Genomic DNA, 25,989 nt, shown 5'->3' on the forward strand with positions numbered 1-25,989 from the left:
CGCGCGAGTCGTGTGACGACTCGTGCGAGCCGCGTGGCGCAGACTCCGGTGGCGCAGTGACGGACGTCATCGGGCGGGCAGGGCCCGGCCCCCTCTTCGTGAGGGGTCCGGGCCTTCCGCGTACGACGTGTGCCGTGGGTACGGGGGCGGGGTCAGCCGTTGGCCAGTGCCACCACGCGGTCGAGGGCGCCGTTGAACTTGTCGTGGTCGCCGACCGTGGGGCCCGAGGACGTGTACTGCCACATCGTGTAGTAGTCCCAGCCCGCCGGGAGCGTGCCCACCGCCGAGGCGTAGCGGGCGATCCAGAGCGGGTTGGCGGAGGCGAAACCGGCGTAGTCGCCGGTGCACTGGGTCCACCAGCTGGTGGCGGAGTAGATGACGGCGTCACGGCCGGTGCGGGCCTTGTACTGGTTCAGGAAGTCGCGGATCCAGGTGACCATCGCACTCTGCGTCTTGCCGTAGCAGGCCGCCCCGTACGGGTTCCACTCGATGTCGAGCGCGCCCGGGAGCGTCCTGCCGTCCTTCGACCAGCCGCCGCCGTTGTTCACGAAGTAGTTGGCCTGCGCGGCGCCGCCCGTCGTGTCGGGGGTCGCGAAGTGGTACGCGCCGCGGATCATGCCGACGTTGTACGAGCCGTTGTACTGCTGGGTGAAGTAGGGGTTCGTGTAGTACGTCCCCTCGGTGCCTTTCACATAGGCCCATTTGACCCCGCTGGTCCACAGGGTGGACCAGGCGACGTTGCCCTGGTGGCTGCTGACGTCCACCCCCTCCGTCTGGGTGGCGTCGCCCGGGGTCGGCAGGCCGTCCTGGCCGTCGTGCGGGATGACGCCCATACCCATGTACGCGGAGCCGCGGGCCGGGACGTCGGCCGCGTGGGCGGGACCGGGGATGAGGACGGAGAGGGACAGGGAGAGGGACAGGAGCAGGATGCCCATCGCGCCGAAGCGCGTTCTGAGGTGGTCGCGCGCGTGCGAGGGGTGGGCCGTTCCGGATGTGTGCACGGACATGTTCGTGCCTCCGAAGGCTCGGTGGTGCCCGGGTGATGGTGGGGTCCATAAAATGGCGTGGGCATGCCATGCGGGTGCGTGGTGAAGAAGCTACGCACGCGGGCGGGCGGCGGAAAGAGGGCTCGGCGGCTGCCGTTGGTCTATTCCTGCGAAATACTGGCCGAGCTGCGGCAATGGCGGTCTTTGGCGGAAACTTTCAGGATCGGGAAACCGGGTCATGGGTGCTGACGTGCACGAGGGCGGTATGGGTGAGGGGCATCGGGCGGGATCCGGCGTTCCGGGCAGTGGTGTGGACCACGGTCCTGTCGACCAGGAGTTCCTGGCGCTGGAGCGTGAGCTGACCGTTCTGCTGAGGCGGGCGCGGGCGTCCTCCGGGGAGATGGTGCGCGAGGTGCACCCCGATCTGGAGTCCTCGGCCTACGGGCTGCTCGTACGGCTGGAGGAGCGTGGGCGGCAGCGGGCGACGGAGCTTGCCGCGTACATCGGGGTCGGCAAGGCCACGATGTCCCGGCAGCTGCGGGCGCTGGAGGAGATCGGGCTTGTCGCGCGGGAGCCCGATCCCGCGGACGGGCGGGCCTGGCTCGTGCATCTCACCGACGTGGGGCGGGAGCGGTTCGGGACCGTGCGGGATGCCCGGCGGGCTCGGTATGTTCGCGAACTCGCCAGTTGGGACCGGGGGGAAGTGGCTGAGCTGGCGCGGTTGTTGCACCGGCTCAACCGGGGGGTCGAACGGGGCTGAGCGGCTCCGGCCGCGGGTCGTCGCCTTGTGGCTGACGGTCCGTCGTGGCTGGTCGCGCAGTTCCCCGCGCCCCTTAAGGGCGAAAGGACTGCGCCGTTCCCCGCGCCCCTGAAGACGAAGGCATAAGACTGCGCCGTTCCCCGCGCCCCTGGGTGGGACGGGGCGCAGCCCCTCCCCGAGGGGCGCGGGGAACGGCGCGACCAGCCACGGCGCACCCGGGCCCGACCACGCGGCTTCGGGCCACTGCGCGCGGCTCCGAGCCCCTCCACGCGGCTCCGAGCCACTCCGCGGCGGGCGGGGGATCACAGCTCCGCGTGGACCACCGTCGCGTCGTCGTGGGTCTTGGAGCGGCCCAGATAGGTGGCGGCCGTTTCGGAGCGTTCCAGGGTGCGGACCCGGTCGATCAGGGACCGGCCGCCCTCCTTGCGGATCAGGGTGAACAGGTCCGTCCAGTCGCCCTCGCCGAACTTCTCCACCCAGCGCGTCGCGCCGTCCGTGAGGGCCGTGAGGGCGCGGACCTCGGAGCGGGGGAGCGTGCCCGTGACGGCGCGGGACGCCACAGACGGGTCCGCCGCGGCCGTGAAGAAGCCGCCCTCCTTGTTGCGCAGGATCGCGTCCGTCGCCGCTGCCGACCTCAGCGTGGCGTGCGGGACCCGCGAGAGGCGGTCGTCCAGCACGGGGATGACCGCGCCCGCCGGTGACTCGATGAGCAGCGCCGAGTCGGAGAGCACCAAGTACTCGACCAACGCCTCTGACCAGCGCGCCAGCACCACCGTCGCCTGCGGGGTGCGTGGGTGAGAAAGGTCACAGGTTGCCCGATGTGCGTCGGCGGTACGCGCGATGGCGTGGCCCAAGATCTCAGTGAGTGTCAGATCTCGCCGTGAAACGGACAGTTCATGCAACGCGCCACCGAGTCGGGCGGTGAACCAGGGGACGGAATGCAGACAGCCCTGGTCGGTCGCGGGAGGCGTCACGCCGTCCAGGACGACGATCGAACCCCCTTGTCCGGAGGCGGGAAGCCCGACCGATGCGTAGTCCTCGTCGGGGCGGGTGGGGTCACCGGGTACCGAGATCAGTTCCGAGCGCATCCGGCCAGTCTGCACGACCCCTTCACGAGCTTCACCAAAGGCTGGCAACCGTCGGTCAAATGGTCCGGACAAGCAGGTCAGGCGCCTGTTTTGCGACGGATTCGCCGACTCGGGCGAAGCGTGGCGGCGCATCCTGCCATCGGTTGCCGTGGACGTCCAACCGGCCTGTCCCGCAGGGGTGTCGCACGCGCCAGGGGAACTTGCCGGGCCGCTCCCCGGCGATGTTCACTCCTTCGTGTGGCGGGTCAGGCGATGCGCGACCACTGCCCACCGGCACTGGGAAGGTCGGGAGCCGAACCGGGACGACACGCGAGTTGACGGATCGTCACCCGGGCCCATGGGGACACGAGTCAAGAATGCGAGCACCGGTGCAGAAAATGCGGCCTCGGCGCAAAGGCAGGCAGCCGGCCTCGGGTGGAGCCTCAGGGCACACCCCGAACTCACCGGCACCGCAGGACACTCCGGACCCCGCGGGACGAGGCCGGCCCGCTCACGTACGCAGTCGGCTGATCGTCGCCGTGGCCGTGGTGGCCGCCGCGATCGCCGGAGCGGGCGCTCCGTCCGTGATCGCCGCCTCCGGACAGCTGAACGATTCCCAGAATCTGGTGACGTCGGCCGAGCGGACCCAGGACGCCCTGGCCCTCGCCCACTCACTGGCCGACGAACGCGACGAGGTCACCTCGTACCTCGCGGCCGGCCGGCCCAAGGGCCAGGCACCCTCGGAGCGCCGCAGCACCCGCGTGGACCGCCAGGTCGACGAACTGCGCGTCGCCGCCGTCGAGGCGGACGCCCCCGCGTCCTTCCTCAAGACGCTCGACGCGATCGCCGCCGTCCGTAGGTCGGCGCTCACCGGGGAGAGCAGCGCCCTCGAAGCGCACCAGGCGTACTCGACGGCCCTCACGGAACTCCACGGGCTCGCCGAGGACCTGGCCGAGAAGATTCCGCCCCGCGCGGGCTCCGGCGCGCACGCCCTCGCCGACCTCGACACCGCCGTCCAGCAGGCGGCCTCGACCCGTGGTCTGCTGCTCGCCGCGCTGAGCGTGCCCACCAGCAGTCAGACCACCACCGACCCGATCACGGGCCTGCCCACCACGACCACCACGTCGTCGGCCGCCGCGACGAAGCAGCGCGACGCGCTCACCGCCGCGGCCCAGCAGGCCAACGTCCGTGAGCAGGCCGCCCTCGCCGACTTCGCCGGCACGGCACCCAAGGCGGACCGGACCTCGTACGACTCCACGGTCAACGGACCGGATGTCGCGTCCGCAGAGAAGTACCTGGCGAGCCTGGCGGACCAGCCCACCCTCTCCGACGACGAACTGGCCACCAGCACCAAGAAGCTGGACGCGGCGCTCTCCTCCCGCGTCGAGCTGATGCGCGGGGTCGAGGCGTCCCTCAACACCCAGCGCGCCGAGGAACTCGCCCAGCTGCGCGACGACGACGTCACCGCGCTGGAGATCCGCGTCGCGATCCTCGGTGCGCTCATGCTGCTCGCCGTCGGCGTCTCCACCGGCATGGCCCGGTCGCTCACGCGCCCGCTGTCCGTCCTGCGCCGCGGTTCGGCACGGCTGGCCGCCGAGCCCGGCACCGGCGACCCGGTCAAGTTCACCGGCCGCAACGACGAGTTCGCGCAGGTCGTGCGCTCCGTCAACACACTCCACACGCACGCCGTCGCGCTCCAGGAGCGCCTCGGCACACTGGAGGGCGACCGCAAGCACCTCATCGGCCAGCGCCAGAAGATGGCCGACGAACGCGACACGTTCCGTACCGAACTCGCCGAGGCCACCGCCCACCTGGAGCAGGTCCGGCAGAACATCCACGGCACCTACGTCAGCCTCGCCCTGCGCACCCTGGGCCTGGTCGAGCGGCAGCTCGGTGTCATCGAGGGCCTCGAAGAGCGCGAGCAGGACCCCGAGCGCCTCGCCACCCTCTTCAAGCTCGACCACTTCGCCACCGTCATGCGCCGCCACAGCGAGAACCTGCTGGTCCTCGCGGGCGCGGAGCACGGCCACCAGCACCCCGGCCCCGTCCCGCTGGTCGACGTCGTCCGCGCGGCCGTCAGCGAGGTCGAACGCTACGAGCGCGTCCGCATCTCCGCGCTGCCGCCGCACGCGCACCTCGCCGGGTTCGCGGCGGACGACATCAGCCACCTGGTGGCCGAACTCCTGGAGAACGCCTCCTCGTTCTCGCCGCCCGACATCCCCGTCGAGGTCTCCGGCTGGCTCCTGGAGAGCGGCGAGGTCATGCTCTCCGTCCAGGACGAGGGCATCGGCATGACCGGCGAGCGCCTGGAGCGGCTCAACACCCGCCTCGCGGCCTTCGACCCGGAGGACCCGTACGACGAGGAGAGCGGCGAGGGCCTCGGGCTCGGCCTGTACGTGGTGGCCCGGCTCGCCCACCGGCACGGTGTACGGGCGCAGTTGCGCGAGCAGAAGCAGGGCGGCATCACGGCCGTCGTGGTCCTGCCCAAGGCGCTGCTCGCCGCCGCGCCGACCGTGGCGGTCCCGCAGGCGACCACCGCCCGCACGCCCGGGGGCGCCGCCGCGATGTCCCTGCCGGGCGCGGACGCCGAGGTCAACTCCAACGTCCTGTACGGCCGTCAGGGCCGCGACCCGCTGATCGCGGCGGCGGAGGACACCCTGCGCGAGACGGACGGCGCGGGTACGGCTCTCGCCCCGCCGGAGCCGACTGCCCCGCCGGAGCCGACTGCCGCGACCGAGCCGGCTGCCGCCGACGAGTCCGCGGTCACCACCTCGCCTGCGGCCCCCGTCGAGCCCGCCGCCCCGGAGCCGGATCAGCCCACCGGTCCCGAGACCACCATGGTCCTCATGGCCCCGGTGCCTCCCGCGTCACCGAAGGACGAGCCCGCCGAGCCCGCCGCACCTGCCGAGCCCGCCGGGCCCGCCGAACCCGGCGCCGCGTCCCCGTCGGACGCATCGGACGCATCGGCGATCCGGGTCCCGGCCCAGGCCACCAAGGACCACCGCACCGAGCCGCACCGCGCCCCCGACCCGTACGCCATCGGCCCCGACGCCCACGAGCGCGCCCGGGACGACGTACAGACGTCACAGGGGACCGAGGGGACCCAGGGGTCGCCGGAGCCGGCGGAGCGGATCACCGACAAGGGGCTGCCCAAGCGGACCCCGAGGATCGCCGCGCCCGCGCCCGCCGCCGGCCCGCGCCAGACGCCCGTCGACGCCGAGGCACTGCGCCGCCGTCTCGGCGGGTTCCACCGGGGCGCCAGCGAGGGCCGGCGCGATGTCGAGGCGGAGATCTCCGAACAGACGTCGGATCTGCAGACGCCCGCCGCACATGCCGTAGAAACCAGGGGGGACACAGTCGAGGAGGCAAGCAGTTGACCGCGTCCAGTACCTTCGGACTGAGCCACGAAGCCCGCAATCTGCACTGGCTGCTGACGAACCTCGTCGAGGAGGTGCCGGGCCTCCTGTCGGTCGCGGTGGTCTCCTCCGACGGCCTGTTGCTCCTCTCCTCCGACCCCGGGAGAAACGCGCAGGCGCGGCAGGACGAGGGGAGACCCTCCGGTCCCCGCGGGTCCGCGGCGGACCTGGCCACCATCGTCTCCGGCATCGGCAGCCTCGCCATCGGCGCCGCGAAGCTGATGGACGGCGGGACCGTCAAGCAGACGATGGTCGCGATGGAGGAGGGCGGGCTCTTCGTCATGTCGATCAGCGACGGTTCGCTGCTCGGTGTGCACGGCGCCCCCGACTGCGACATGAGCGTCGTCGCGTACCACATGGCGCTCTTCGTGGGCCGTGCCGGACACGTCCTGACTCCCGAACTCCGCAGCGAGCTGCGCCAGTCGCTTGAGTCCACGACGATGGAGACGGCCAAGTGAGCGACGCGAACGTGAACGGCACGCCCAGGCTGCCGGTCCGCGGCGGCGACCGCAAACCCGCCCGCGTACGCCCTTATTCGCTCACCGGCGGACGTACGCGATTCGGGCACGTGCTGCTCGTCGAGACGTTCGTGGCCGCACTTGAGGCCCCGGATGAACGGCGTGAACTGGAGAATGGTTCACTCTCCACCCGGGTGATGCCGGAGATGAGGGCCATCGTCGAACTCTGCCGCCGGATGCGTACGGTGGCCGAGGTCGCGGCCCTTCTGAAGATGCCGCTCGGTGTGGTCCGAGTGCTCCTCAGCGACCTGGCGGACCAGGGCAAGATCCGTGTGTACGGAACAGGTCACGGCCCGGGACAGCCGGACCGTGCTCTGCTGGAAAGGGTGCTGAGTGGACTCCGTCGTCTCTGACGTCTCCCGCGTCTCGGATGTCTCCCGATCGTCCGGCCTCCCCGAAGTCGTGGAGCCCGACGAGGAGTTGAAAGCCTGGCAGAAGGATCGGACCCGCGCGCCGATCGCCACGAAGATCGTGGTGGCGGGTGGCTTCGGGGTGGGCAAGACCACCCTCGTCACCGCCGTCTCCGAGATCACGCCTCTCCAGACGGAGGCGCTGATGACACAGGCGAGCGAGGGCACCGACGACCTCAGCTCGACCCCGGAGAAGACCACCACGACCGTGGCCATGGACTTCGGCCGCATCACGCTCGACGACGACCTGGTGCTGTACCTGTTCGGTACGCCCGGGCAGCAGCGGTTCTGGTTCATGTGGGACGACCTGGTGCGCGGGGCGATAGGCGCCGTGGTCCTCGCCGACACCCGCCGTCTCAAGGACTGCTGGCCGGCGCTGGACTACTTCGAGAGCTGCGGGCTGCCGTACGTCGTCGCCGTCAACCACTTCGACGGCAGCGAGCGGTTCGATGCCGACGACGTGCGGGAGGCGCTCACGATCTCCCGGCACATACCTGTCATGATCATGGACGCGCGCCGCAGGATCTCCGTCATCGAGAGCCTGCTGGCACTGGTGGGCCACGCGCTCGACGTCAGCCCCGAATAGTTCGCCCCGAATAGTTCGCCCCGAACAGTTCGCACCGGACAGTTCGCACCGGACAGTTCGCGCAGACGTCAGCCCCGAACAAGGCGTAACAAGGCGTACGCGTACGCAGAGTGCACAGTGAGGACCCGCATGCGGAAGATACTCGTCGTCGGAGCCGGCCAGTCCGGACTCCAGCTCGCCCTCGGACTCCAGACGAACGGGTACGAGGTCACCCTGATGTCCAACCGGACGGCGGACGAGATCCGTACCGGGCGCGTCATGTCCACCCAGTGCATGTTCCACACGGCACTGGAGAACGAGCGCGATCTCCAGCTGAACTTCTGGGAGTCCCAGGCCCCGAAGATCGAAGGACTCGGCGTCTCCGTCGCGGCCCCCGGCTCCTTCGACCCGGGCCCCTCGCAGCGCGCCATCGACTGGGTCGGCAGGCTCGACGGGTACGCGCAGTCGGTCGACCAGCGCGTGAAGATGGCCGGCTGGATGGAGACGTTCGCGCAGCGCGGCGGCCAGCTCGTCATCCACGGCGCCGCGGTCTCCGACCTCGACTACTTCGCCCGTACGTACGACCTGGTCCTCGTCTCGGCGGGCAAGGGCGAACTGGTGTCGATGTTCGGCCGCGACGCCTCCCGCTCCCCGTACGCGGAGCCGCAGCGCGCGCTGGCCGTCGCGTACGTGCACGGGCTCGGCCCGCGACCCGAGCACCCCGAGTTCGACGCGGTCCGCTGCAACCTCGTGCCCGGTGTCGGCGAGCTCTTCGTCATGCCGACGTTCACCACCTCCGGCCGGGCGGACATCCTCTTCTGGGAGGGCATACCCGGCGGCCCGCTGGATGCCTTCCAGGGTGTGAAGGACCCGGCCGAACACCTCTCCCTGACCCTGGAACTCATGGAGCGGTTCACGCCGTGGGAGTACGCCAGGGCCACCAAGGTCGAACTCACCGACGCGGGCGGCACGCTGGCCGGCCGTTACACGCCGACCGTCCGCAACCCGGTCGGCCGGCTGCCCGGCGGCGGCCTGGTCCTCGGCGTGGCGGACGTGGTCGTGGCGAACGACCCGATCACCGGCCAGGGCTCCAACTCGGCCTCCAAGTGCGCCGCCTCGTACCTCGACTCGATCCTCGGCCACGGGGAGGAGGAGTTCGACGAGGAGTGGATGCGCGCCACGTTCGAGCGCTACTGGGACACGGCCCAGCACGTCACGAAGTGGACGAACGCGATGCTCGGCCCGCCCCCGGAGCACGTCCTGAACCTGATCGGCGCGGCGGGCCAACTCCCCCCGGTCGCCAACCGCTTCGCGAACGGCTTCAACGACCCGTCCGACTTCGAGAACTTCTTCTACGAGCCGGAGAAGACGGGGGCTTACCTGGCTTCTGTGACCGGTGGCTGAGGGCTGCTTGTGCCTGCCGCGCCGTCGTGGCCGGCCGCGCAGTTCCCCGCGCCCCTTCGGGGGCGCTGCCCTCGGGGCGACCTAAGGGGTGTTCGCGCTGTAGCCCTCGTCCGAGCCGTTCGTCGCGCCCTCCGGAAGCCTCGGCGGGGTGTACTGCCGCAGAGGCATCCCCGACGGGTCCGGGCGGACCGCGCCCAGGATCGGGTTCGCCGCGATCGGGGACACCTTGATCCTCGCTCCCGGTCTCGGGGCCTGGATCACCAGGCCGTCGCCCAGGTACATCGCCACGTGGGTGGCCTCGGGGAAGTAGACCACCAGGTCGCCGGGGCGCAGGTCGGTCAGGGGGATGCGGGGGAGTTCGGCCCACTGTTCCTGGCTGGTGCGGGGGACGGGGCGGCCCGCGTCGGTCCAGGCCTGTGAGGTGAGGCCCGAGCAGTCGTACGAGTCCGGGCCCTCGGCGCCCCACTCGTACGGCTTGCCGATCTGGGCCACGGCGTAGCGCAGCGCCGCGCCCCCCTCGGAGGTGGGCCGGCGGGTGCTGCTGAGCGCGCCCGACGCCACCAGCTCGTCCTGGGCCTTCGCCACCCCGGACCTCTCCAGCTCGGCCACCCGCGAGAGCTGCTCCTCGGTGAGCGAGGCCAGCAGCTCCTCGACGTCCTTCAGCCGCTCGCGCACCAGGTCGCGGTCCTTCTTCTGCCGCTCGGCGAGGGTGAGCCGGCCGTCGAGGGCGGTACGGGCCCGGCGCGCCAGCTCGTCGGTCCGCTGCTCGTCCCCCGCCAGCCGCTCCATCGTCCCGGCCCGCTCCTGCGAGACCTGCCGGATGACGTGCCCCTGGTCGAGCGCGTGCTGCGGGTCGCGGGCGAGCAGCAGCTGTACGTACGAGGAGAGCTCGCTCCTGCCCTGGTACTGCTGCCGGGCGAGCCGTCCCGCCGCGCCGCGGCTGCCGTGGAGCGCGAGGCGGGCCGCGGTGAGCCGGCCGTTGAGCCGGGTGACCTCGGTCCGCTGCCGCTTCAGCTGCTCCTCGGTCGCGTTGTACGTCTCGGTGGCCTTCTCCGCCTCCCGGTACAGCCGCTGAAGGTCCGTCAGCAGCTCGGCCACCGGCCGCTCGGCCGCGGGGGCGCCGCTGTCCCGCGGGCCGGGTGCCGCCGAGGCCTGTACGGGGACGGGTGCGGGGACCAGTACCGCGCCGGCCGCGATCGCCGCCGTGCAGACCAGTCGCAGAAGCCTTCCTGACACGTCGTCACCTCCGGTGCGGGGCGGTATTTCCGCTCCTCCGCACCGTGAGCATCAGACGCCCGCGCGAGCCGCGCGCGCCGACCGTGGGCGGACCGGCCCAACGAGGTCACCCGTGGGTGTCCTCCGGCTTGCCGTCCGGCGTGGCGTCTGGCGTGGCGTCCGGCTTCGACCACGGCCACTTGAGTCCGCCGGCGCGGCCCGTGGGGTCGTACTCGTACTTCCATCCCTGGTGCAGGCCGAGACGGCTGCTCGCGGCCGCCTGTACGCGGCGGTAGACCAGGAGGGTGGGCGGGCCGCCGTCGTTCGACGGCACCGGGACGCGGTACACCTTCGGCGGGTGGCCGGTCGGGCCGAGCAGGACCGGCAGCACACGGCCGTCCAGGGGGCCGCCCTCGAAGGGGGTGTCTTCGCTCTTCACCGGGCCAGTGTCACAGCAGGTGCGCCGCGTCGCCCACCACGGGCAGCACGCGGCGGGCCAGCGAGCCCATCGGTCCGTCCGCGGACTCCAGCGTCAGCGCGGCCCGGACGACCGCGGCGGTCTGCTCGTCGCGGGCCGCCGTCGCCACCAGGCAGGCCACGAACTGCTCGACCAGCCAGTCCCGCAGTTCGTCCAGCGGGGGTTCCTTCTCCTCGTCCAGCCAGATCAGTGAGGCCGCCTCGACGGCCGTGATCCACATCCGGACGGTCATCCGCAGCCGGTTGCCCGGCTCCTCGACGGCCAGGTGGCTGAGGATGTGCTCGGCGGCGGCCCGTCGTACGCCGTCCACGATGGCCGTCGTCCGCGACGTCTCGACCACGCTGCCGCCCTGCAGCAGGGCGCTGAAACCGGCGTCGTGCTGGTCGACGAAGGCGAGGTAGCGGTCCAGGGCGTTGGCGAGGCGGCGGGTGAGGGGGCCGTCCGGCGGTTCGGCGAAGCAGTGCTCCAGCTCTTCCGCGGCGGAGCGGAGGGCCGCCTCGTACAACTGCTGCTTGCCGCCGGGGAAGTAGCGGTAGACCAGCGGGCGGGAGACGCCCGCGGCCTCCGCCACGTCGTCCAGGGAGATGTCCTCCGGGGCCCGCGTCGCGAACAGGGACAGCGCGGCGTCGAGGAGCTGGCTGCGGCGTTCCTCGACGCTCAGGCGTCGGTATGCGCGGGTGGGGGCCTGCGAGGTCATGTCTCGCAGGGTAGCCCGTCCCGGGGGGTGCGGAGTGGGGTGGGAGGTGGGTGGGGATTCGTGGGTGGGTGCGGGCCGGTGGGGGCTTGCCGCGCAGTTCCCCGCGCCCCTGTAAAGCGGGGCCGCCCCCCTGCCCCCGCCGGAGAGCCCGCGCCGTTCAGGCCAGCAGACCCGACGATTTCCACAGGCGGCGGCCCGTGCCGCGCAGGACTCCTATGTCGTCCAGGAAGTCCGTGAGGCGTTTGCTGCCCGTCTGCATGATGTCGCGGCGGTGGCCGCTCGCCTTCACCTCGGCCTGGGCCTTCCGGCTGTCGAGGCCGACGTTCGTGTAGACCTCCGGATTGACGAAGGCGACGGAGAAGACGCGGGCGAACTCGCCCGAGGTGATCCGGGTGAACTCCTGTGACCAGCGCGGCGCGGTCATCATCTGGCGGCGCAGTTCCTCACGGGCGTACCGGACGTGGCGCGACTCCTCCACCACGTGGATCCGCGTCACCCCGCGCACCAGCGGCTGCACCCGTTCGTCCGGGAACGTCAGCCGCTGCATCCAGTCGAGGACCTCCTCGCCCAGCAGCGTGGCCGTGAACGAACCGGGGGTCGTGGACACCGTCTTGAAGAGCCGGCCCAGGTTCTGGTGCGCGCGGCTCACCGGGTAGTGCGGTGTCCCGCCCCGGGTGATCAGCCGCGCGAACATCTTCGAGTGGCGGCACTCGTCCTCGATCTCGGTCAGCGCGTACCGCACGTGCGCGCTCGTCGCCGCCTTGTCGTAGATGTGCCGCACCAGCAGCTGCATGAGGATGATCTCGAACCAGATCCCCAGCGAGGCGAGCGCCGCGGCCTCGTGACGGGAGAGCAGGATGCGCTGCTCCTGGCTCATCCGCTTCCACATCGGGGTGCCGTAGAGCGACACCAGCTCCGGCGGCCAGAACCACTTGCCGTCCTCGAAGGGCGCGTCCCAGTCCAGTTCCTCGTCCGGGTCGAAGGAGTGCTTCGCGGAGGCTTCGAGCAGCCGCTCGGCCACCTGTTCGCGGTCCTTGAGCAGGCCGAGCGCGTCGCGCAGACCCGCGATCCCGGTGTCCTCGGGGTCGTCCGTCGTCACGGTCGTCATGGCTGTGCCCACCTCGCCGTACGTCGTCGTATCTCGTCGTGCGTGCGTCGCGCTTGCGTCGTCGTGCCGGAAGCCGGTCGGGTTACCGTCGGTCACGTCTTATGAGACTGCCTGTCAGCAAGCCCGTCAATCCCCCCTGCGCAACTTGTTGACCCGCCGTCTACCACGTGTGAGCCTGCGAGACATGCCGACCTACGACCTGTACGCCAAGGACCCCGGAGCTCCCCTCTGGCAGGTGCCCGCGACCGGCGCGGCACGGTTCAGCTGGGAGTACGACGAAGGGCGCGACCGACTGCTGGCCCTCTACCAGAAGGGCAAGGACAAACAGTGGGACGGGCAGAAGCGGATCGACTGGGACCTGGAGGTCGATCCGCACGACCCCATCGGCACCCCCGACGAGTCGATCTCCATCTACGGCACGCCGTACTGGGAGAAGATGAACGACCGGGACCGGGGTGAACTCCGCAAGCACATCGCCTCATGGCAGTTCAGCCAGTTCCTGCACGGCGAGCAGGGCGCCATGGTCTGCGCGGCCCGCATCGTCGAGTCCGTGCCCGACCTGGACGCCAAGTTCTACTCGGCCACCCAGACGATGGACGAGGCGCGGCACGCGGAGATCTACTCCCGTTTCCTCCACGAGAAGATCGGGATGCTCTACCCGGTCGACGACAACCTTCAGTCGCTGCTCGGCGACACCCTGCGCGACTCCCGCTGGGACATGCCCTACCTCGGGATGCAGGTCCTCATCGAAGGGCTCGCCCTCGCCGCGTTCGGCCTGATCAGGGACACCACCGACAAGCCGCTGCCCAAGCAGATCCTCGCGTACGTCATGCAGGACGAGGCCCGTCACGTCGCCTTCGGCCGGATGGCGCTGCGCGACTACTACCAGCAGCTCTCCGACGCCGAACTGCGCGAACGCGAGGAGTTCGTCATCGAGGGCTGCTACCTGATGCGCGACCGGCTGCGCGGCACGGAGGTCCTGGAGAACTTCGGCGTGCCCCGTGCGGAGGCCGAGGAGTACACCGAGCAGTCGGAGTTCCTGGCACTCTTCCGCCAACTGCTGTTCTCCCGCATCGTGCCCTGCGTCCGCGACATCGGCCTGTGGGGCAAACGCCTCCAGCAGGCCTACGTCGACATGGGCGTCTTCGACATGGGCAACTCCAACCTCGACCTCCTCATGTCCCAGGACGAGGAACTGGCGGAGAAACTCGACGCGGACCGCTTCGCCGCGGAGGAACAGGCGCGGGTGACGGAGGTGAGCGCCGCGATCCGGTCGGGCGAGGAAGCCCCCTGACAACTCAGGAGGCCCCACGGGGCTCAGGGCTCAGGAAGCCCCCTGGGGCTCAAGGAGGGGCCGGGCCTCCCCGGGCGGGAACGACGTCCGCAGGGTGAACGCGTACGCCGTGGCCCCGTGCGCCCGCAGATGCAGCAGGCGCTCCTCGGCCTCGGCCACCGTCGGCCGATGCCCGGCCGGCACCCACCACAGGGCGGTCATCGCCTCCCGGATCCGCTCGAACCATTCGTTCCGCCGGGCGAGAAGCTCGCGATGCCGCCCCTGATACATGAAGGCGGTGAGGGCGTCGGTGTCCCGCCACACGGTCAGATTGACGATCAGCCGGTCGTCGCCGAAGACGGACACGTCCGTCGCGTTGCCCTCGTCGCTCTGCAGCCGCCAGACGAATCCGTCGGCGGCGTCGGCGACCGCGTTCACCGGATCGAGGGCGTCCACGAAGTCCTTCAACTGCGGTGAGTCCAGCGGGGCTTGGAGCCGGGAGATGTTCACCTGGGCGAGTTCGTACGCGGCTGCGGGCTGAGTCATGACCGAACGTTAGGTCGGGCCGCGACCGTGACACCACCCCCGTCTCACCGGTCGAGCACCGCCTCCATCACCGCCCGGGCGATCGGTGCCGCGTCCCCGCCGCCGCTGATGTCGCCCCGGTCGGCCGCCGCGTCCTCGACAACGACCGCGACGGCCACCGCCGGTTCCATGGTGTCGTCGGCCTGCGCCCAGGAGATGAACCAGGCGTACGGCGTACCGGAGTTGTGGATGCCGTGCTGGGCCGTGCCGGACTTGCCGCCGACCGTGGCGCCGGGGATCGCCGCGTTCGTGCCGGTGCCCTTCTCCACCACGTCCGTCATCAGCTCGCGCAGCCGTACGGCCGTGGCCGGGTTCATGGCCCGGCGCAGGGTGTGCTGCGGGGTGGCGGACACCGTGTCGCCGTCGGCCGTCGTCGTCCGCTCCACCAGATGCGGGGTGCGCACCGAGCCGTAGTTGGCGACGGCCGCGGCCACCATCGCCATCTGCAGCGGTGTGGCACGGGTGTTGTACTGGCCGATGGACGACAGCGCGAGCTGCGCCTTGTCCACCCGGGTGTCGAAGGTGCTGGGGGAGACCCGGAAGGGAATGCCGAGCTTTCGGTCGTTGAAGCCGAAGCCGGCCGCCGTCGTGCCCATCGCGTGCCGGCCCACCTCCACCCCGAGCCCGGCGAAGACCGTGTTGCACGACCACTGGAAGGCGTACCGCAGCGACGCGTCCGCGCACCCCTCGACCTCGTTCGTCAGCCGGGCCGTACTGCCCGGCAGCCGGTACGGGTCCGGGGAGTCGGTGGGCGCGTCCACATCGCGCACCACACCCGAGTCCAGTGCCGCCGCCGCGGTGACCACCTTGAAGGTCGAACCCGGCGGATACGTCTGCCGGACCGCCCGGTTGAGCATCGGCCTGTCCGCCGCCCCGTTCAGCCGCGCCCACGCCCTGGCCACGTCGGCATCCGTGCCGGACAGCTCCCCGGGGTCGTAGGAGGGGGTGGAGACCAGGGCCAGGACGCGGCCGGTGGACGGTTCCAGCGCGGCCACCGCGCCCCGCCGCGCACCGAGCCCGGCGTACGCCGCCCGCTGCGCCGCCGCGTCGAGGGTCGTGACCACCCGACCGCCGGGGTTACGGGCCCGTGCGAGGTCGTTCCACAGCGGGAGCATCGAGAGCGCCGGGTCGGTGCCCGCCAGTACGCCGTCCGCGGCACCCTCCAGCAGGGACGTCCCGTACACCTGGGAGGCGAAGCCGGTGACCGGCGCGTACAACGGGCCGTTCTTGTAGGTCCGTTCGTAGCGGAACTGCTCGCCGGAGTCTTGGGAGCCGGTGACCGCCCGCCCGCCGACGAGGATGTCGCCGCGCGGCTGCCCGTAGCGGGCGATCGTGTGGCGGCGGTTGGCCGGGTTCTCGTCGTACGCGCGGGCCTGGACGAGCTGCACCCGGGTGGCGTTGACGAGGAGGGCGAGCAGCAGGAGCGCGCAGAAGGCGGCGGCGTGCCGGATGTACCGGGTCATGGGCCGGCCGTTGCCCGTCACGGCGCGACCTCCTCTGCCTGCTGCTTCTCCTCGGACCTGCCGCGCGCCGAGTCGCTGAGGCGCATCAGCAGGGCCACGATGATCCAGTTGGTGACGACCGACGAACCGCCCTGCGCGAGGAACGGCATCGCCATCCCGGTCAGCGGGATCAGCCCCGTCACCCCGCCCGCGATCACGAAGACCTGCAGCGCCACGATCGAGGCGAGCCCGACCGCGAGCAGCCGGCCGAAGGGGTCGCGCAGGGTGAGGCCCGCCCGGATACCGCGCTCGACCAGCAGCCCGTACAGGATGAAGATGGCGGAGAGGCCGGCCAGGCCCAGTTCCTCGCCCGCCGTGGCCAGGATGAAGTCCGACTTCACGGCGAAGCCGATGAGGATCGAGTGGCCGGAGCCGAGGCCCGTGCCGAGGAACCCGCCGGCGGCGAACGCGAAGAGGGACTGGGCGAGTTGGTTCGGTCCCAGTCCCGCCTCGATCGACGCGAAGGGGTGCAGCCAGTCCTCGACCCTGCTGTGCACATGCGGCTCCAGCCAGCCGACGGCGAACGCCCCGCACGCCGCGAGCAGCAGCCCCACCGCGATCCAGCCGGTGCGGCCCGTGGCCACGTACAGCAGGATCACGAAGAGGCCGAAGAAGAGCAGCGAGGTGCCGAGGTCGCGTTCGAGGACCAGTACGCCCACGCTCAGCACCCAGACCGCGAGGATCGGGCCCAGTACGCGTCCGGTGGGCAGTTGGAGCAGCCAGATCCGACGGCCGGTGTACGCGAGGGCGTTGCGGTTGGCGGCGAGGTAGCCCGCGAAGAACAGCGCGAGCATGACCTTCGCGAACTCGCCCGGCTGGATGGAGAACCCGGCGATCCTGATCCAGATCCGGGCGCCGTTCACGGAGGGGAAGAAGATCGGCAGGACGAGCAGGGCCAGTGCGGTGACGACGGACACGTACGTGTAGCGCTGGAGCACCCGGTGGTCGCGCAGGAGCACGATCACCGCGATGAACAGGCCCACGCCCAGTGTCGACCAGACGAGTTGCGTGGGCGCCGCCCGGTCGGCCGGGGTCTCCAGGTCGAGCCGGTAGATCAGGACCAGGCCCAGGCCGTTGAGGAGGACGGCGATCGGCAGCAGCAGCGGGTCGGCGCAGGGGGCGCGCAGGCGCACCGCGAGATGGGCGAGGAGCGCGAGCACGCCCAGCCCGGCGCCGTATCCGGCGGCGCCGGGCGGGACGGATCCGGTCCGTGCGAGACCGACGTCGCAGTAGCCGTACACGGAGAGCAGGACGGCTATGACGAGGAGGGTGAACTCGATGCCACGGCGCCGGGGGAGGCGTACAACGGGAGCCGGCGGGTCCGCCTGCACTGTCGTTCCGGGCGAGAGCATGTCCGGAAGTTAGCAAGCCGGTCCCCCGATGTCCTGTTATGTCGCGACAGCGGGGTTGTTCCGGCGCGCCTCGGGATGTACGGGGGACGCGCTCAGCACCAGCGGGGCGAGGCGCCGATGTTGTCGATGTAGCGGGCGGATCCCCAGGCCCAGGTGCCGTCGGCGAGGAGGTACCAGAGGGGGTTGCCCTGGACGCTCTGACCGGGCGTCTTGCAGAAGATGGAGACGACCTCGCCGTACTCAGCGAAGCCGATGACGGAACTGCTGCGGGTCGGCTTGTCCCGCAGGTTCAGCCCGCCGGGCGCGCTGATGCGGCCCTTGTAGTACCGGGGGTGGCTGCTGTCGTGGTCGCCCCAGTCGTCACCGGCGAGGGCGGGGCTCGCGGCGGCCCCGACGGCGAGAGCGCCCCCGGCGACGGCTATGCCGAGACGGATGAAAGCGGTGCGCAGAGACATGGCGGGCTCCTCAGAAATGGGGACCAAGGCTGACTAACCGCCACATTAGAATCCGTTCCCTGCCACCGCCCGCCACACTGAGCCATCGGGGCGCAACGCTCCAGGGACGCGCCCCCGAGGGGCGCGGGGAACGGCGCAGTCTTTTGCTTTCAGGGGCGCGGGGAACGGCGCAGTCTTTTGCTTTCAGGGGCGCGGGGAACGGCGCAGTCTTTTGCTTTCAGGGGCGCGGGGAACGGCGCAATCCTTTGCTTTCAGGGGCGCGGGGAACGGCGCAATCCTTTGCCTTTAGGGGCGCGAGGAACGGCGCGACCAGCCACAACGGACCCGCACCCGACAACGGCCCGCCCCCGGCAACTACGCCCCGGCCAACGTCAACACGGCAACCGCACCCCCACCCACCCCGTTGGCAAACACAAGCCGAGCCCCCAACACCTCCGCCTGCCCCACGGCAATGGTCAACCCCAGCCCGTGCCCCCGAGCACCCCCCTCCGTCCGGAACCGCTGCGGCCCATGCCCCAGCAGATACTCCGGATACCCGTCCCCGTGATCCCGCACGGTGATGACACCCCCGTCGACCGTCAACGTCACGGGCCCCCGCCCATGCCGGTGGGCGTTGGCCACAAGATTCCCCAGCACCCGCTCCAACCGCCGCTGATCGGTCTCCACAACGGCATCCCGCAGAATCCTGATCTCCGTACCGATGCCCGTACCGACACCGGTACCGGCGCCCGTACCCGCGTCCGCGGCCCGAACCACCCGCTCGGCCACGGCCCCCAACCGCACCGCGTCCACCTCCGCCCGCTCGCTGCGCGCGTCCAGCCGGGAGATCTCCAGCAGATCCTCGGTGAGCGTACGCAGCGCGGCGACCCGGTCCCGGACGAGTTCGGTCGGACGGCCGGGCGGCAGCAGTTCGGCCGCCGCGTGCAGCCCCGTCAGCGGCGTCCGCAACTCGTGCGCCACATCCGCGGTGAAGCGCTGCTCGCTCAGCAGTTTGTTCTGCAGCGAGGACGCCATCGTGTCCAGCGCGCCCGCCACCGCGGCCACCTCGTCCTGAGGGCTCACCCGGCGCCCGGCCCGCGCATCCCCCGCCCGCGGATCCCCCACCCGCGCGTCCAGATCGCCGGCGCTGATCCGCCGCGCCACCTGGGCCGTCGACTGCAGCCGTCGCGTCACGCGTGTCACCGCGAACGCGCCCACCAGCAGGGTCACGCCGATCGCCAGCGCCGAGGAGCCGAGGATCGCCCGGTCGAGCCCGTCGATCGTGCGGACGCCCTGCGCGTAGTCGACCTGTACGGCCAGCGTCCGTCCGCCGTTCACGGGCCCGGCCGCCCACATCGTGGGGTACGGGTCGCCGGTCCCGACCATCGTGCCGCGCCGCCCGCCCGCCGCGAGCGTACGCAACTCGGCGGGCAGCCCCGCCGGATCCACGCCCGCGCCCGGTGGCAGCCGGTCGCCCGCCTCGTACGCCTCCGTGGTCTCCGTCAGCCGGTCGAGTGCGTGGTCGCGGGCCTCGCCGACGGTCTGGTCGGTCACCGAGACGTGCACGAGGATGCCGAGGAGCGCGGCGAGGCCGCAGCACATCACCGTGATGAAGACGGCGGCCTTCCAGGTGAGACTGGCGGTCCGCCGCCGCAGCCGCCCGATGCGGCCGGTCCCGGGGGGCGGGCCTGAGGGCGGCCCGGGGAACGGTCCGGGAAGCGGCCCCTCCGGTGGACGGCTCACCGGGTCGCGGCCGAGGCCGGGGGCGTGCGGACGGGCGTGCGGGCGGGCGCGCGTCCGGAGGGCGGGGCCGTGGCGCCGACCCGCAGGATCTCGTCCTTGGCCGCGAGCATCGCCCGCTGCCGCCGGTCCCACGACCAGACCGTGCGGTACTCGTAGCCCGCAAGTTTCGACGGCGAGCGGATGATCACGTCCCGGCCCGCGATCTCGACGCCGAGCGTGCTGTCGGTCGTCGCCATGACCTCGGTGAGCCGATGCCCGATGACGGTGTACGCGCGCACGCCCAACTGGTGGTCGGGCATCCGCACTCCGAGCACCATGTCGTCGCGGCCGTCGCCGGTGAGATCGCGGTAGTACGCCCGCAGGACCGGGCACGTCCGGCCGCGCGCACTCTGCCCGCCGCACTCCGCGACCTGCCGGGCCGTCTCCGCGTAACGCCCCTTGCCGGTGTAGAGGTCCGGGTGGGCGGCGATCTCCGCGCGGAAGACGGCGACCGGGTCGGCCTTGCGGATGTCGTCACCCGGGACCGGGACGCCCTTGACCGTCTCGGTGTCCGCCTCGCCGTAGTCGACGGCGGGCGAGGCGGCGGGCGGGACCTGGGGCCACAGCCGGGTCGGCCCCACGGCGGTGGACGTCGGACCCGCGCCGCGCAGGTCGCCCGGGTCGCCGCAGCCCGCCAGCAGCGGACCGGCGAGCGCCAGCGCGACGAGCAGGGCGGCGGCGGGCCGCGCGAGGGCCGCGGGGCGTTTGTGGATCACTGCGCACTGCGCTCCTGCGTCGGGGCCGGACGGGGTCAGGGAGCATGGCTGATCGACCCTGCTGTCCGGGACACCTTATTCGTACGGAAGTCCCTTTTGTTCGCCGAGTGGACCGAGTGGGCCGAGTGGACCGATTCGACTCGGCGGACCGGGCGGGCGGTCCTGTCGGCGCCGCCGGCCGGCTACTCAGTGAGCTCCTCCAGGAGGCGGGCCGTGGCAAGACCGGTCCGCAGGTACTCCACGAAGAGTTCGTTGTGCAGGGCCCACGGGGAGCGGCGGGAGCGGATCAGCCGGATCGCCTCGTCCGACGTACGGCCCGTGAGGACCAGGGCGTGGGCGACGACGAGCCCCGAACGGTTGTAGCCGTGGAAGCAGCGGACCAGGACACGCCTGCCCTCCTCCAGCGCCTCGGTCGCGGTCCGGGCGAGCCGCATCACACCGGCCAGCTGGGTGCCGTCGAGCGGCCCGTCCGGGATGGCCCACACATGGTGCTCCACGCCCGGGTCGGGGCCGTGGCCGGGCAGTCGCAACAGGGTCAGCACCAGGTCGAACTCGTCGTGCACGACGGCGAACTCCGGTTCTCCCGACCGGCCCGCGTACTGGTGCCCGCCCATCCACAGACCGGGCACGACCTCGTTCCACGGGCTGTCCGGGACCGGCACATCGGGTTGCCTCCTGCGAGCCCGCAACGGCGCCTCCCCCTCCAACTGCTTCCAAAGGTAACCGCCTTCTTGCCCCTGGAGCACCCCGCCTGTTCCCATGGTCGAGGGGTGATGATGCATGAACGCACTGCGCGTCATACCGACTTGGCGGCACGGTCAGGAACGGCTCTACGTCTGCCGCACGGACGGCAGGAACGTCGCCTGGTACGACAGGGAGGCCGCCCGGGTCAATCTGCTCAGCGAGGAGCGGCGCGAGGACGTGCTCGATGTACTGGGACCGTTCCTGACCGGAACGGTGACGGTCGGACCGCCACCGGTGCCGACCCCCGCCGAACTCGCCCGGCTGTCCCTGCACCCGGACGACGACCTCGCGCCGAACCGGCCCGGCGAAGCCCTGCAGACCGTGCTCGACCACGAGCCGGGCCCGCAGCGGCGGCTGCGAGCGGATCCCCGGCGGCACGCCCTCGCGGCGGAGCTCGCGGTGGGCGAGGCGCTGGACCGGCTGGAGGGGGCCGGGTGGCGGACCCTGCACTCGGTGCCGCTGCCCGGCAGGGACCGCCTGCATCACCTGGTGATCGGGCCGGGAGGCCTGTTCGCCGTGCACACGCTGTACGCCCGCAAGCAGCGCGTCCTCGTCGCCGATCCCATGGTCACGGTGGGGCGCCGGGAGGCCCGGCCGCTGCTGCGCGAGGTCCGCGCCGACGCGGACCGCGCCTCGTACGCCCTCACGGCCGAGGTGCGCCCCGTACTGGCCCTCTTCGCCCCCAAGGACGTCCCGGTGACGGCCCCGCTGCGCGAGATGCGCATCCTGCTGGACACGGACGTGACATCCCTGGCCCGATCAGGAGGCATCCTCAAACCGGCGGACGTAGAAGCCCTGCACGCGATGGCCCGAGACCGGGGGACATGGTCACGCCTCTGAGACCGACGCCCCGAGGGGGCACGGTCGAGTGCGCAGGCCGGTGACCCTGGGCTCGGGGCGCCCCGAAGGGGCGCGGGGAACTGCGCGGCCCACCCCCACCGGCCTGCGGTCGAGTGTCGGGGCGGTGTTTCCGGTGCTGAGTTCCGACCGCGCCGGATGGGTGCCCCGAAGGGGCGCGGGGAACTGCGCGGCCAACCCCCACCGGCCCGCAGATTGTGTGTCAGGGTCATGACCCCGGGCCTGAGGGGGCGCGGGGAACGGCGCGGCCGACCCCCACCGGCCCGCAGCTGAACGTCACGGCAGTGATCCCGCCCGGCCCGCGGAAAGCAACGGCGCCAGCAGATCGCCGTGGCGATCGAGACGGCGCCCGATGTCCGCGGCCACGAAGGCCAGTTCGGACGGAGTGCCGCAGGACTCCACCTCGTCCCAGGTCACGGGGGTGGAGACCGTGGGAACCGCCCGGGCCCGCAGCGTGTACGGGGCCGCGGTCGTCTTACGGGCCGCGTTCTGGCTGAAGTCGACGAAGACCTTCGCAGGCCGCAGACTCCGGGTCATCCGGTGGACCACCAGCCCGGGCAGATCGGCCTGCGCCTCCACCGCGAGCGCCTTGGCGTAGGCGGAGACGTCGGCGGACGGAGTGGGCTCCAGGGCGGCCAGCAGATGCAGCCCCTTGGAGCCGGACGTCTTCGCGTACGCCGTCAGACCGTCCGCCGCCAACCGGTCGCGCAGCCACACGCCGACCCGGCAGCACTCCACGATCGTGGCCGGTGCGCCGGGGTCCAGGTCGAGGACCAGCCGGTCGGCGACATCGGGGGTCCGCGCCCGCCACTGCGGGGTGTGGAACTCGGTGACCAGGTTCGCCGCCCACATCAGGGAGGGCAGATCCTGCACCAGGACCATCCGGGCCGGACCTTCCGAACGGGGGACCTCCGTGGTGGCGACCCAGTCGGGCGTACCGGGCGGGACGTTCTTGGTGAAGAAGACCTGGCCGTCCGGGCCGTCCGGGTAGCGCAGCAGGGAGACCGGGCGGTCGCGGAGGTGAGGGAGGAACGCCTCCGCCGCGGTCGCGTAGTAGTGCAGCAGTTCGCCCTTGGTGAAGCCCGTCGCCGGGTGGAGCACCTTGTCCAGGTTGCTCAGGGTCACCTTTCGCCCGGCCACCTCAGTGATTGGCGTCATAGGATGACAATCCCACGTATTCGTACGAAAACGGGTGGGTGGGTTGGGGCGGGGACGGGTGACAGCGACCTGAAGGGTGTCGAACGTGAGATCCATATGGAACGGTGCCATCTCCTTCGGCCTGGTCAGCATCCCGATCAAGCTGGTGAACGCCACGGAGAACCACTCGATCTCCTTCCGCCAGATCCACACCGAGGACGGCGGCCGTATCCGCTACCGCAAGGTGTGCGAGATGGAGGACCGGGAGGTGGCGTCGTCGGAGATCGGCAAGGCGTACGAGGACGCGGACGGCACGATGATCCCCATCACGGACGAGGATCTGGCCGCCCTGCCGCTCCCGACCGCCCGGACGATCGAGATCGTGGCCTTCGTGCCGGCCGACCGGATCGACCCGCTCCAGATGGACACGGCGTACTACCTGTCGGCGAACGGGGTGCCGGCGGCCAAGCCGTACACCTTGCTGCGGGAGGCGTTGAAGCGCAGCCAGAAGGTCGCCATCGCGAAGTTCGCGCTGCGCGGGCGGGAGCGGCTGGGCATGCTGCGGGTCGTCGACGACGTCATCGCCATGCACGGGCTGCTGTGGCCGGACGAGATCCGGGCGCCCGAGAGCGTCGCGCCGGACGCGAGTGTCACCGTCCGGGACAAGGAACTGGACCTGGCCGACGCGCTGATGGACACGCTCGGGGAGGTCGATCTCGCGGAGCTGCACGACGACTACCGCGAGGCGGTGGAGGAACTGATCGCGGCGAAGGCGTCCGGGGAGGCGGCGCCGTCGGCTCCCGCCGCCTCGAAGTCCGGCGGCAAGGTCATCGACCTGATGTCCGCGCTGGAGAACAGTGTGCGGCAGGCGCGGGTTGCGCGGGGCGGGGACGCCGGTTCTGGCGGGGCCGAGGTGAAGCCCCTGCGCAAGGGGGCGGCGAGGAAGACGGCCGCGAGTTCTTCGAAGCCGGCGTCGGGCAAGAAGACGCCGGCGAAGTCTGCGGCGGGCTCGAAGAAGACCGCGACGAAAAAAACGTCGGAAGCCGCGGCTGCGAAGAAGCCCTCCCCCCGCAAGAGGGCATCGGCCTGATCCCTGCCTCGCGATTCGGCTGCGGGTCGTCTGTGGCTGGCCGCGCAGTTCCCCGCGCCCCTGAAAGACGCGCCTGACGCCGCGTGTGGGGGCGGGGGCGCTCCGGGATATCCGGTCGTCGCTCTCGGGCCTACAAGTGAACGCACCTTGCCGCAACGCCCGCACATCCCGAACCACCCCCTCGACTCACATCAGCGCCCGCCCGAGGGGAGGGGTAACCGACGTACACACACAAATCACCGAACCCACCCCGCCCCCGAGGGGCGCGAGGAACGCCGCACCCAGCCACAAACGACGGCGACGTACAAACCCGGGCCCACCCCCACCCCCTAAGGGGCGCGAGGAACGGCGCGATCAGCCACACACGACGGTGACGTACGCACCCGGGCCCACCCCCACCCCCTAAGGGGCGCGGGGAACGGCGCACCCAGCCACGTACGACGTTCACGTACAAACACCGGCCCGCCCCCACCCCCCAGGGGCGCGGGGAACGGCGCACTCAGCCACAAGCGACCCGCACCCGCAGACATCTGGTCCCACGATCTTGACGGGTAGAGTTACCGGTAACATCATGGTTCCCGTAGCGCCAGCGCCGACGCCCGGTCGGCCCGTCAACCGCTGACTGGAGTCCACGTGAGTGACCGCGTGAGTGACGACGTGACCGGGCATCCGACCCGGCGGCCGGTCATGGACGCAGTGCAGACCGCGCCCGTGTTCAGCCCCGCAGCCGTCGCCGCCTCCTGCGGAGGCTTCGTGCTCATCGGCGCGCTCCAAGCCCTGTACGGCCCCTCGATCCCCGCCCTCCGCGAGGAGTTCCGGCTGTCGCCCTCGGCCGCCGGACTCGCGCTGAGCGCGCATTTCGTCGGCGGCGTAGCCGGAGTGCTGCTCTTCGACCGGCTGTACGGCCGTCTCGGCAACCGGCAGATCCTCGGAGCCTCGTACCTGCTGATGGCCCTCGGCGCGGCAGGCTTCGCACTCGCGCCGAGCTGGCCCGTGGCCCTGGCCTCGGCCCTGCTCGCCGGGCTCGGTTTCGGCGGGATCGACTACGGGCTCAACCAGCTGTTCGCCGTCGGCTTCGGTCACCGTTCGACCGCCATGCTCAACATCCTGAACGCCCATTTCGGCGTGGGCGCGATCCTCGGACCGGCTGTGATCGGCCTGGTCGGCGCCGAGCACTATCCGGTGGTCTTCCTCGTCTTCGCCGTGGTCAATCTGCCGCTGCTGCTGTTCCTCAGGGGTGTGCGCGAGCATGCGCCGCCGCCGGGGGAGCGGGCGGCCGGCGGTACGTCCGTTCTCGGCCGCAGTCTGGGGTCGGTGCTCGCCATGTTCGTGACCCTGTACGTGCTGCACGTGGGCATCGAGGCGGGCGTCGGCGGCTGGGAGCCCACCCATCTGGAGGCGGTCGGCTACGGAGCGGGCGCCGCGGCCACCGCCACCTCCGTGTACTGGCTGATGATGACCGTCGGCCGCTTCCTCGCGGCACCGCTCGCGCTGCGCCACTCCGCCCAGGCGATCATCACCGTGTCGTGCGCGGGCATGACGGTCTGCCTGCTGCTGGCCACGATCCCGGGCCTCGCCCCCTACGCGTACGCGGGAGTCGGCCTGTTCATCGCGCCGATCTTCCCCACCGGCCTGCCCTGGCTCAACCGGGCCGCCCCGAAGGCCCGCAGAGCGGGCGCGGTGGTCATCGCCGCGTCGATGGCCGGCGGAGTCGTCGCCGGGCCCGCGCTCGGCAAGGCCATCGAGTGGTCCGGGGTGCGTGCCGTCCCGCTCCTGCTGGGCGCGGTCTCGGCGGTGTGCCTGGCCGCCACGCTCTGGCTGGTCCGTGCCACGCGCCCGGCGACGGCCGCCCGCTGAAGCCCCCCTCACTGCATCGACGGCTGAAGCTCCCA

Annotated in this window: 24 protein-coding genes; 10 read left to right on the top strand and 14 right to left on the bottom strand. The window is 71.5% G+C overall.

Translation table 11 applies throughout. From position 1 onward, the window contains the following. Window positions 1-152: 152 nt before the first annotated feature. Entirely contained in the window at window positions 153-1,007 is an 855-nt protein-coding gene (locus ACZ60E_RS22465; protein ID WP_469442603.1) for a lysozyme, read from the bottom strand. 229 nt (window positions 1,008-1,236) lie between these two features. On the opposite strand from ACZ60E_RS22465, the gene ACZ60E_RS22470 reads away from it, so the two are divergent. Beyond that, window positions 1,237-1,746, top strand: coding sequence for a MarR family winged helix-turn-helix transcriptional regulator (locus ACZ60E_RS22470; protein ID WP_385832389.1), 510 nt, complete (start codon window positions 1,237-1,239; stop codon window positions 1,744-1,746). A 302-nt stretch (window positions 1,747-2,048) separates the two neighbouring features. Here the strand turns inward: ACZ60E_RS22470 and ACZ60E_RS22475 are convergent, their stop codons facing one another. After that, window positions 2,049-2,834 (bottom strand): hypothetical protein, encoded by a 786-nt coding sequence (locus ACZ60E_RS22475; RefSeq protein ID WP_469442604.1) that lies wholly within the window; start codon window positions 2,832-2,834, stop codon window positions 2,049-2,051. Between the two features lie 356 nt (window positions 2,835-3,190). Between ACZ60E_RS22475 and ACZ60E_RS22480 the strand changes: the two genes are divergently transcribed. The 5 genes from ACZ60E_RS22480 to ACZ60E_RS22500 all read left to right on the top strand — a co-directional run bounded on the left by ACZ60E_RS22480 (window position 3,191) and on the right by ACZ60E_RS22500 (window position 9,126). Next, window positions 3,191-6,190: a sensor histidine kinase gene (locus tag ACZ60E_RS22480; protein WP_469442606.1), complete on the top strand. Its 3,000-nt coding sequence runs from the start codon at window positions 3,191-3,193 to the stop codon at window positions 6,188-6,190. Further along, entirely contained in the window at window positions 6,187-6,687 is a 501-nt protein-coding gene (locus ACZ60E_RS22485; protein WP_469442607.1) for a roadblock/LC7 domain-containing protein, read from the top strand. Before ACZ60E_RS22480 ends, ACZ60E_RS22485 begins: the two co-directional genes overlap by 4 nt. Further along, complete coding sequence (locus tag ACZ60E_RS22490) at window positions 6,684-7,100, top strand: DUF742 domain-containing protein (protein WP_384803293.1); 417 nt, start codon at window positions 6,684-6,686, stop codon at window positions 7,098-7,100. The genes ACZ60E_RS22485 and ACZ60E_RS22490 overlap by 4 nt, the downstream gene beginning before the upstream one ends. Then, on the top strand, window positions 7,081-7,743 hold the full coding sequence (locus tag ACZ60E_RS22495; protein WP_384803290.1) for a GTP-binding protein: 663 nt from the start codon (window positions 7,081-7,083) through the stop codon (window positions 7,741-7,743). The genes ACZ60E_RS22490 and ACZ60E_RS22495 overlap by 20 nt, the downstream gene beginning before the upstream one ends. Window positions 7,744-7,872: 129 nt before the next feature. Continuing rightward, the gene (locus ACZ60E_RS22500; RefSeq protein ID WP_469442609.1) at window positions 7,873-9,126 is read left to right on the top strand and encodes a styrene monooxygenase/indole monooxygenase family protein; all 1,254 of its coding nucleotides are present in this window, start codon (window positions 7,873-7,875) and stop codon (window positions 9,124-9,126) included. 81 nt (window positions 9,127-9,207) lie between these two features. Here ACZ60E_RS22500 and ACZ60E_RS22505 read toward each other — a convergent pair whose 3' ends face one another. From ACZ60E_RS22505 to ACZ60E_RS22520, 4 genes are all read right to left on the bottom strand, one after another. After that, window positions 9,208-10,362 carry a C40 family peptidase gene (locus tag ACZ60E_RS22505; RefSeq protein ID WP_469442610.1) on the bottom strand — a complete coding sequence of 385 codons (1,155 nt, stop codon included), beginning with the start codon at window positions 10,360-10,362 and terminating at the stop codon, window positions 9,208-9,210. Between the two features lie 106 nt (window positions 10,363-10,468). Beyond that, window positions 10,469-10,780, bottom strand: coding sequence for a hypothetical protein (locus ACZ60E_RS22510; RefSeq protein ID WP_469442612.1), 312 nt, complete (start codon window positions 10,778-10,780; stop codon window positions 10,469-10,471). A gap of 10 nt (window positions 10,781-10,790) precedes the next feature. Further along, entirely contained in the window at window positions 10,791-11,516 is a 726-nt protein-coding gene (locus tag ACZ60E_RS22515) for a TetR/AcrR family transcriptional regulator (RefSeq protein WP_384803278.1), read from the bottom strand. Between the two features lie 157 nt (window positions 11,517-11,673). Beyond that, window positions 11,674-12,624, bottom strand: coding sequence for an AurF N-oxygenase family protein (locus tag ACZ60E_RS22520; protein WP_469442615.1), 951 nt, complete (start codon window positions 12,622-12,624; stop codon window positions 11,674-11,676). 184 nt (window positions 12,625-12,808) lie between these two features. On the opposite strand from ACZ60E_RS22520, the gene ACZ60E_RS22525 reads away from it, so the two are divergent. Then, entirely contained in the window at window positions 12,809-13,918 is a 1,110-nt protein-coding gene (locus ACZ60E_RS22525; RefSeq protein ID WP_469442617.1) for a ferritin-like domain-containing protein, read from the top strand. Between the two features lie 30 nt (window positions 13,919-13,948). On the opposite strand, the gene ACZ60E_RS22530 is transcribed toward ACZ60E_RS22525, so the two are convergent. The 7 genes from ACZ60E_RS22530 to ACZ60E_RS22560 form a co-directional block, all read right to left on the bottom strand. Further along, window positions 13,949-14,443 carry a DUF3291 domain-containing protein gene (locus ACZ60E_RS22530; RefSeq protein ID WP_469442619.1) on the bottom strand — a complete coding sequence of 165 codons (495 nt, stop codon included), beginning with the start codon at window positions 14,441-14,443 and terminating at the stop codon, window positions 13,949-13,951. Between the two features lie 44 nt (window positions 14,444-14,487). Then, complete coding sequence (locus ACZ60E_RS22535; RefSeq protein ID WP_469442740.1) at window positions 14,488-15,945, bottom strand: penicillin-binding transpeptidase domain-containing protein; 1,458 nt, start codon at window positions 15,943-15,945, stop codon at window positions 14,488-14,490. 17 nt (window positions 15,946-15,962) lie between these two features. Further along, a complete protein-coding gene (locus ACZ60E_RS22540) occupies window positions 15,963-17,336 on the bottom strand; it encodes an FtsW/RodA/SpoVE family cell cycle protein (protein ID WP_469442620.1) in 1,374 nt (457 codons plus the stop codon). A 92-nt stretch (window positions 17,337-17,428) separates the two neighbouring features. After that, window positions 17,429-17,791, bottom strand: a complete 363-nt coding sequence (locus tag ACZ60E_RS22545; RefSeq protein WP_384803263.1) for an SH3 domain-containing protein — start codon at window positions 17,789-17,791, stop codon at window positions 17,429-17,431. A 354-nt stretch (window positions 17,792-18,145) separates the two neighbouring features. Beyond that, window positions 18,146-19,435 (bottom strand): ATP-binding protein, encoded by a 1,290-nt coding sequence (locus ACZ60E_RS22550; RefSeq protein ID WP_469442741.1) that lies wholly within the window; start codon window positions 19,433-19,435, stop codon window positions 18,146-18,148. A gap of 74 nt (window positions 19,436-19,509) precedes the next feature. Further along, window positions 19,510-20,268, bottom strand: a complete 759-nt coding sequence (locus tag ACZ60E_RS22555) for a hypothetical protein (RefSeq protein ID WP_469442622.1) — start codon at window positions 20,266-20,268, stop codon at window positions 19,510-19,512. A 182-nt stretch (window positions 20,269-20,450) separates the two neighbouring features. Beyond that, window positions 20,451-20,957 (bottom strand): protein-tyrosine phosphatase family protein, encoded by a 507-nt coding sequence (locus tag ACZ60E_RS22560; protein ID WP_384803258.1) that lies wholly within the window; start codon window positions 20,955-20,957, stop codon window positions 20,451-20,453. Window positions 20,958-21,048: 91 nt separating this feature from the next. Here ACZ60E_RS22560 and ACZ60E_RS22565 point away from each other — a divergent pair, with 91 nt between their 5' ends. Beyond that, a complete protein-coding gene (locus tag ACZ60E_RS22565; protein ID WP_469442625.1) occupies window positions 21,049-21,852 on the top strand; it encodes a nuclease-related domain-containing protein in 804 nt (267 codons plus the stop codon). A gap of 294 nt (window positions 21,853-22,146) precedes the next feature. Here the strand turns inward: ACZ60E_RS22565 and ligD are convergent, their stop codons facing one another. Further along, window positions 22,147-23,028: a non-homologous end-joining DNA ligase gene (gene ligD, locus ACZ60E_RS22570; RefSeq protein ID WP_469442627.1), complete on the bottom strand. Its 882-nt coding sequence runs from the start codon at window positions 23,026-23,028 to the stop codon at window positions 22,147-22,149. An 85-nt stretch (window positions 23,029-23,113) separates the two neighbouring features. On the opposite strand from ligD, the gene ku reads away from it, so the two are divergent. Both ku and ACZ60E_RS22580 read left to right on the top strand, forming a co-directional pair. Then, on the top strand, window positions 23,114-24,097 hold the full coding sequence (gene ku, locus ACZ60E_RS22575; RefSeq protein ID WP_469442628.1) for a non-homologous end joining protein Ku: 984 nt from the start codon (window positions 23,114-23,116) through the stop codon (window positions 24,095-24,097). 687 nt (window positions 24,098-24,784) lie between these two features. Beyond that, window positions 24,785-25,954 (top strand): MFS transporter, encoded by a 1,170-nt coding sequence (locus tag ACZ60E_RS22580; protein ID WP_469442743.1) that lies wholly within the window; start codon window positions 24,785-24,787, stop codon window positions 25,952-25,954. The last annotated feature ends 35 nt before the right edge of the window (window positions 25,955-25,989 follow it).

The sequence above is a fragment of the Streptomyces sp. NPDC102514 genome (assembly GCF_055584525.1).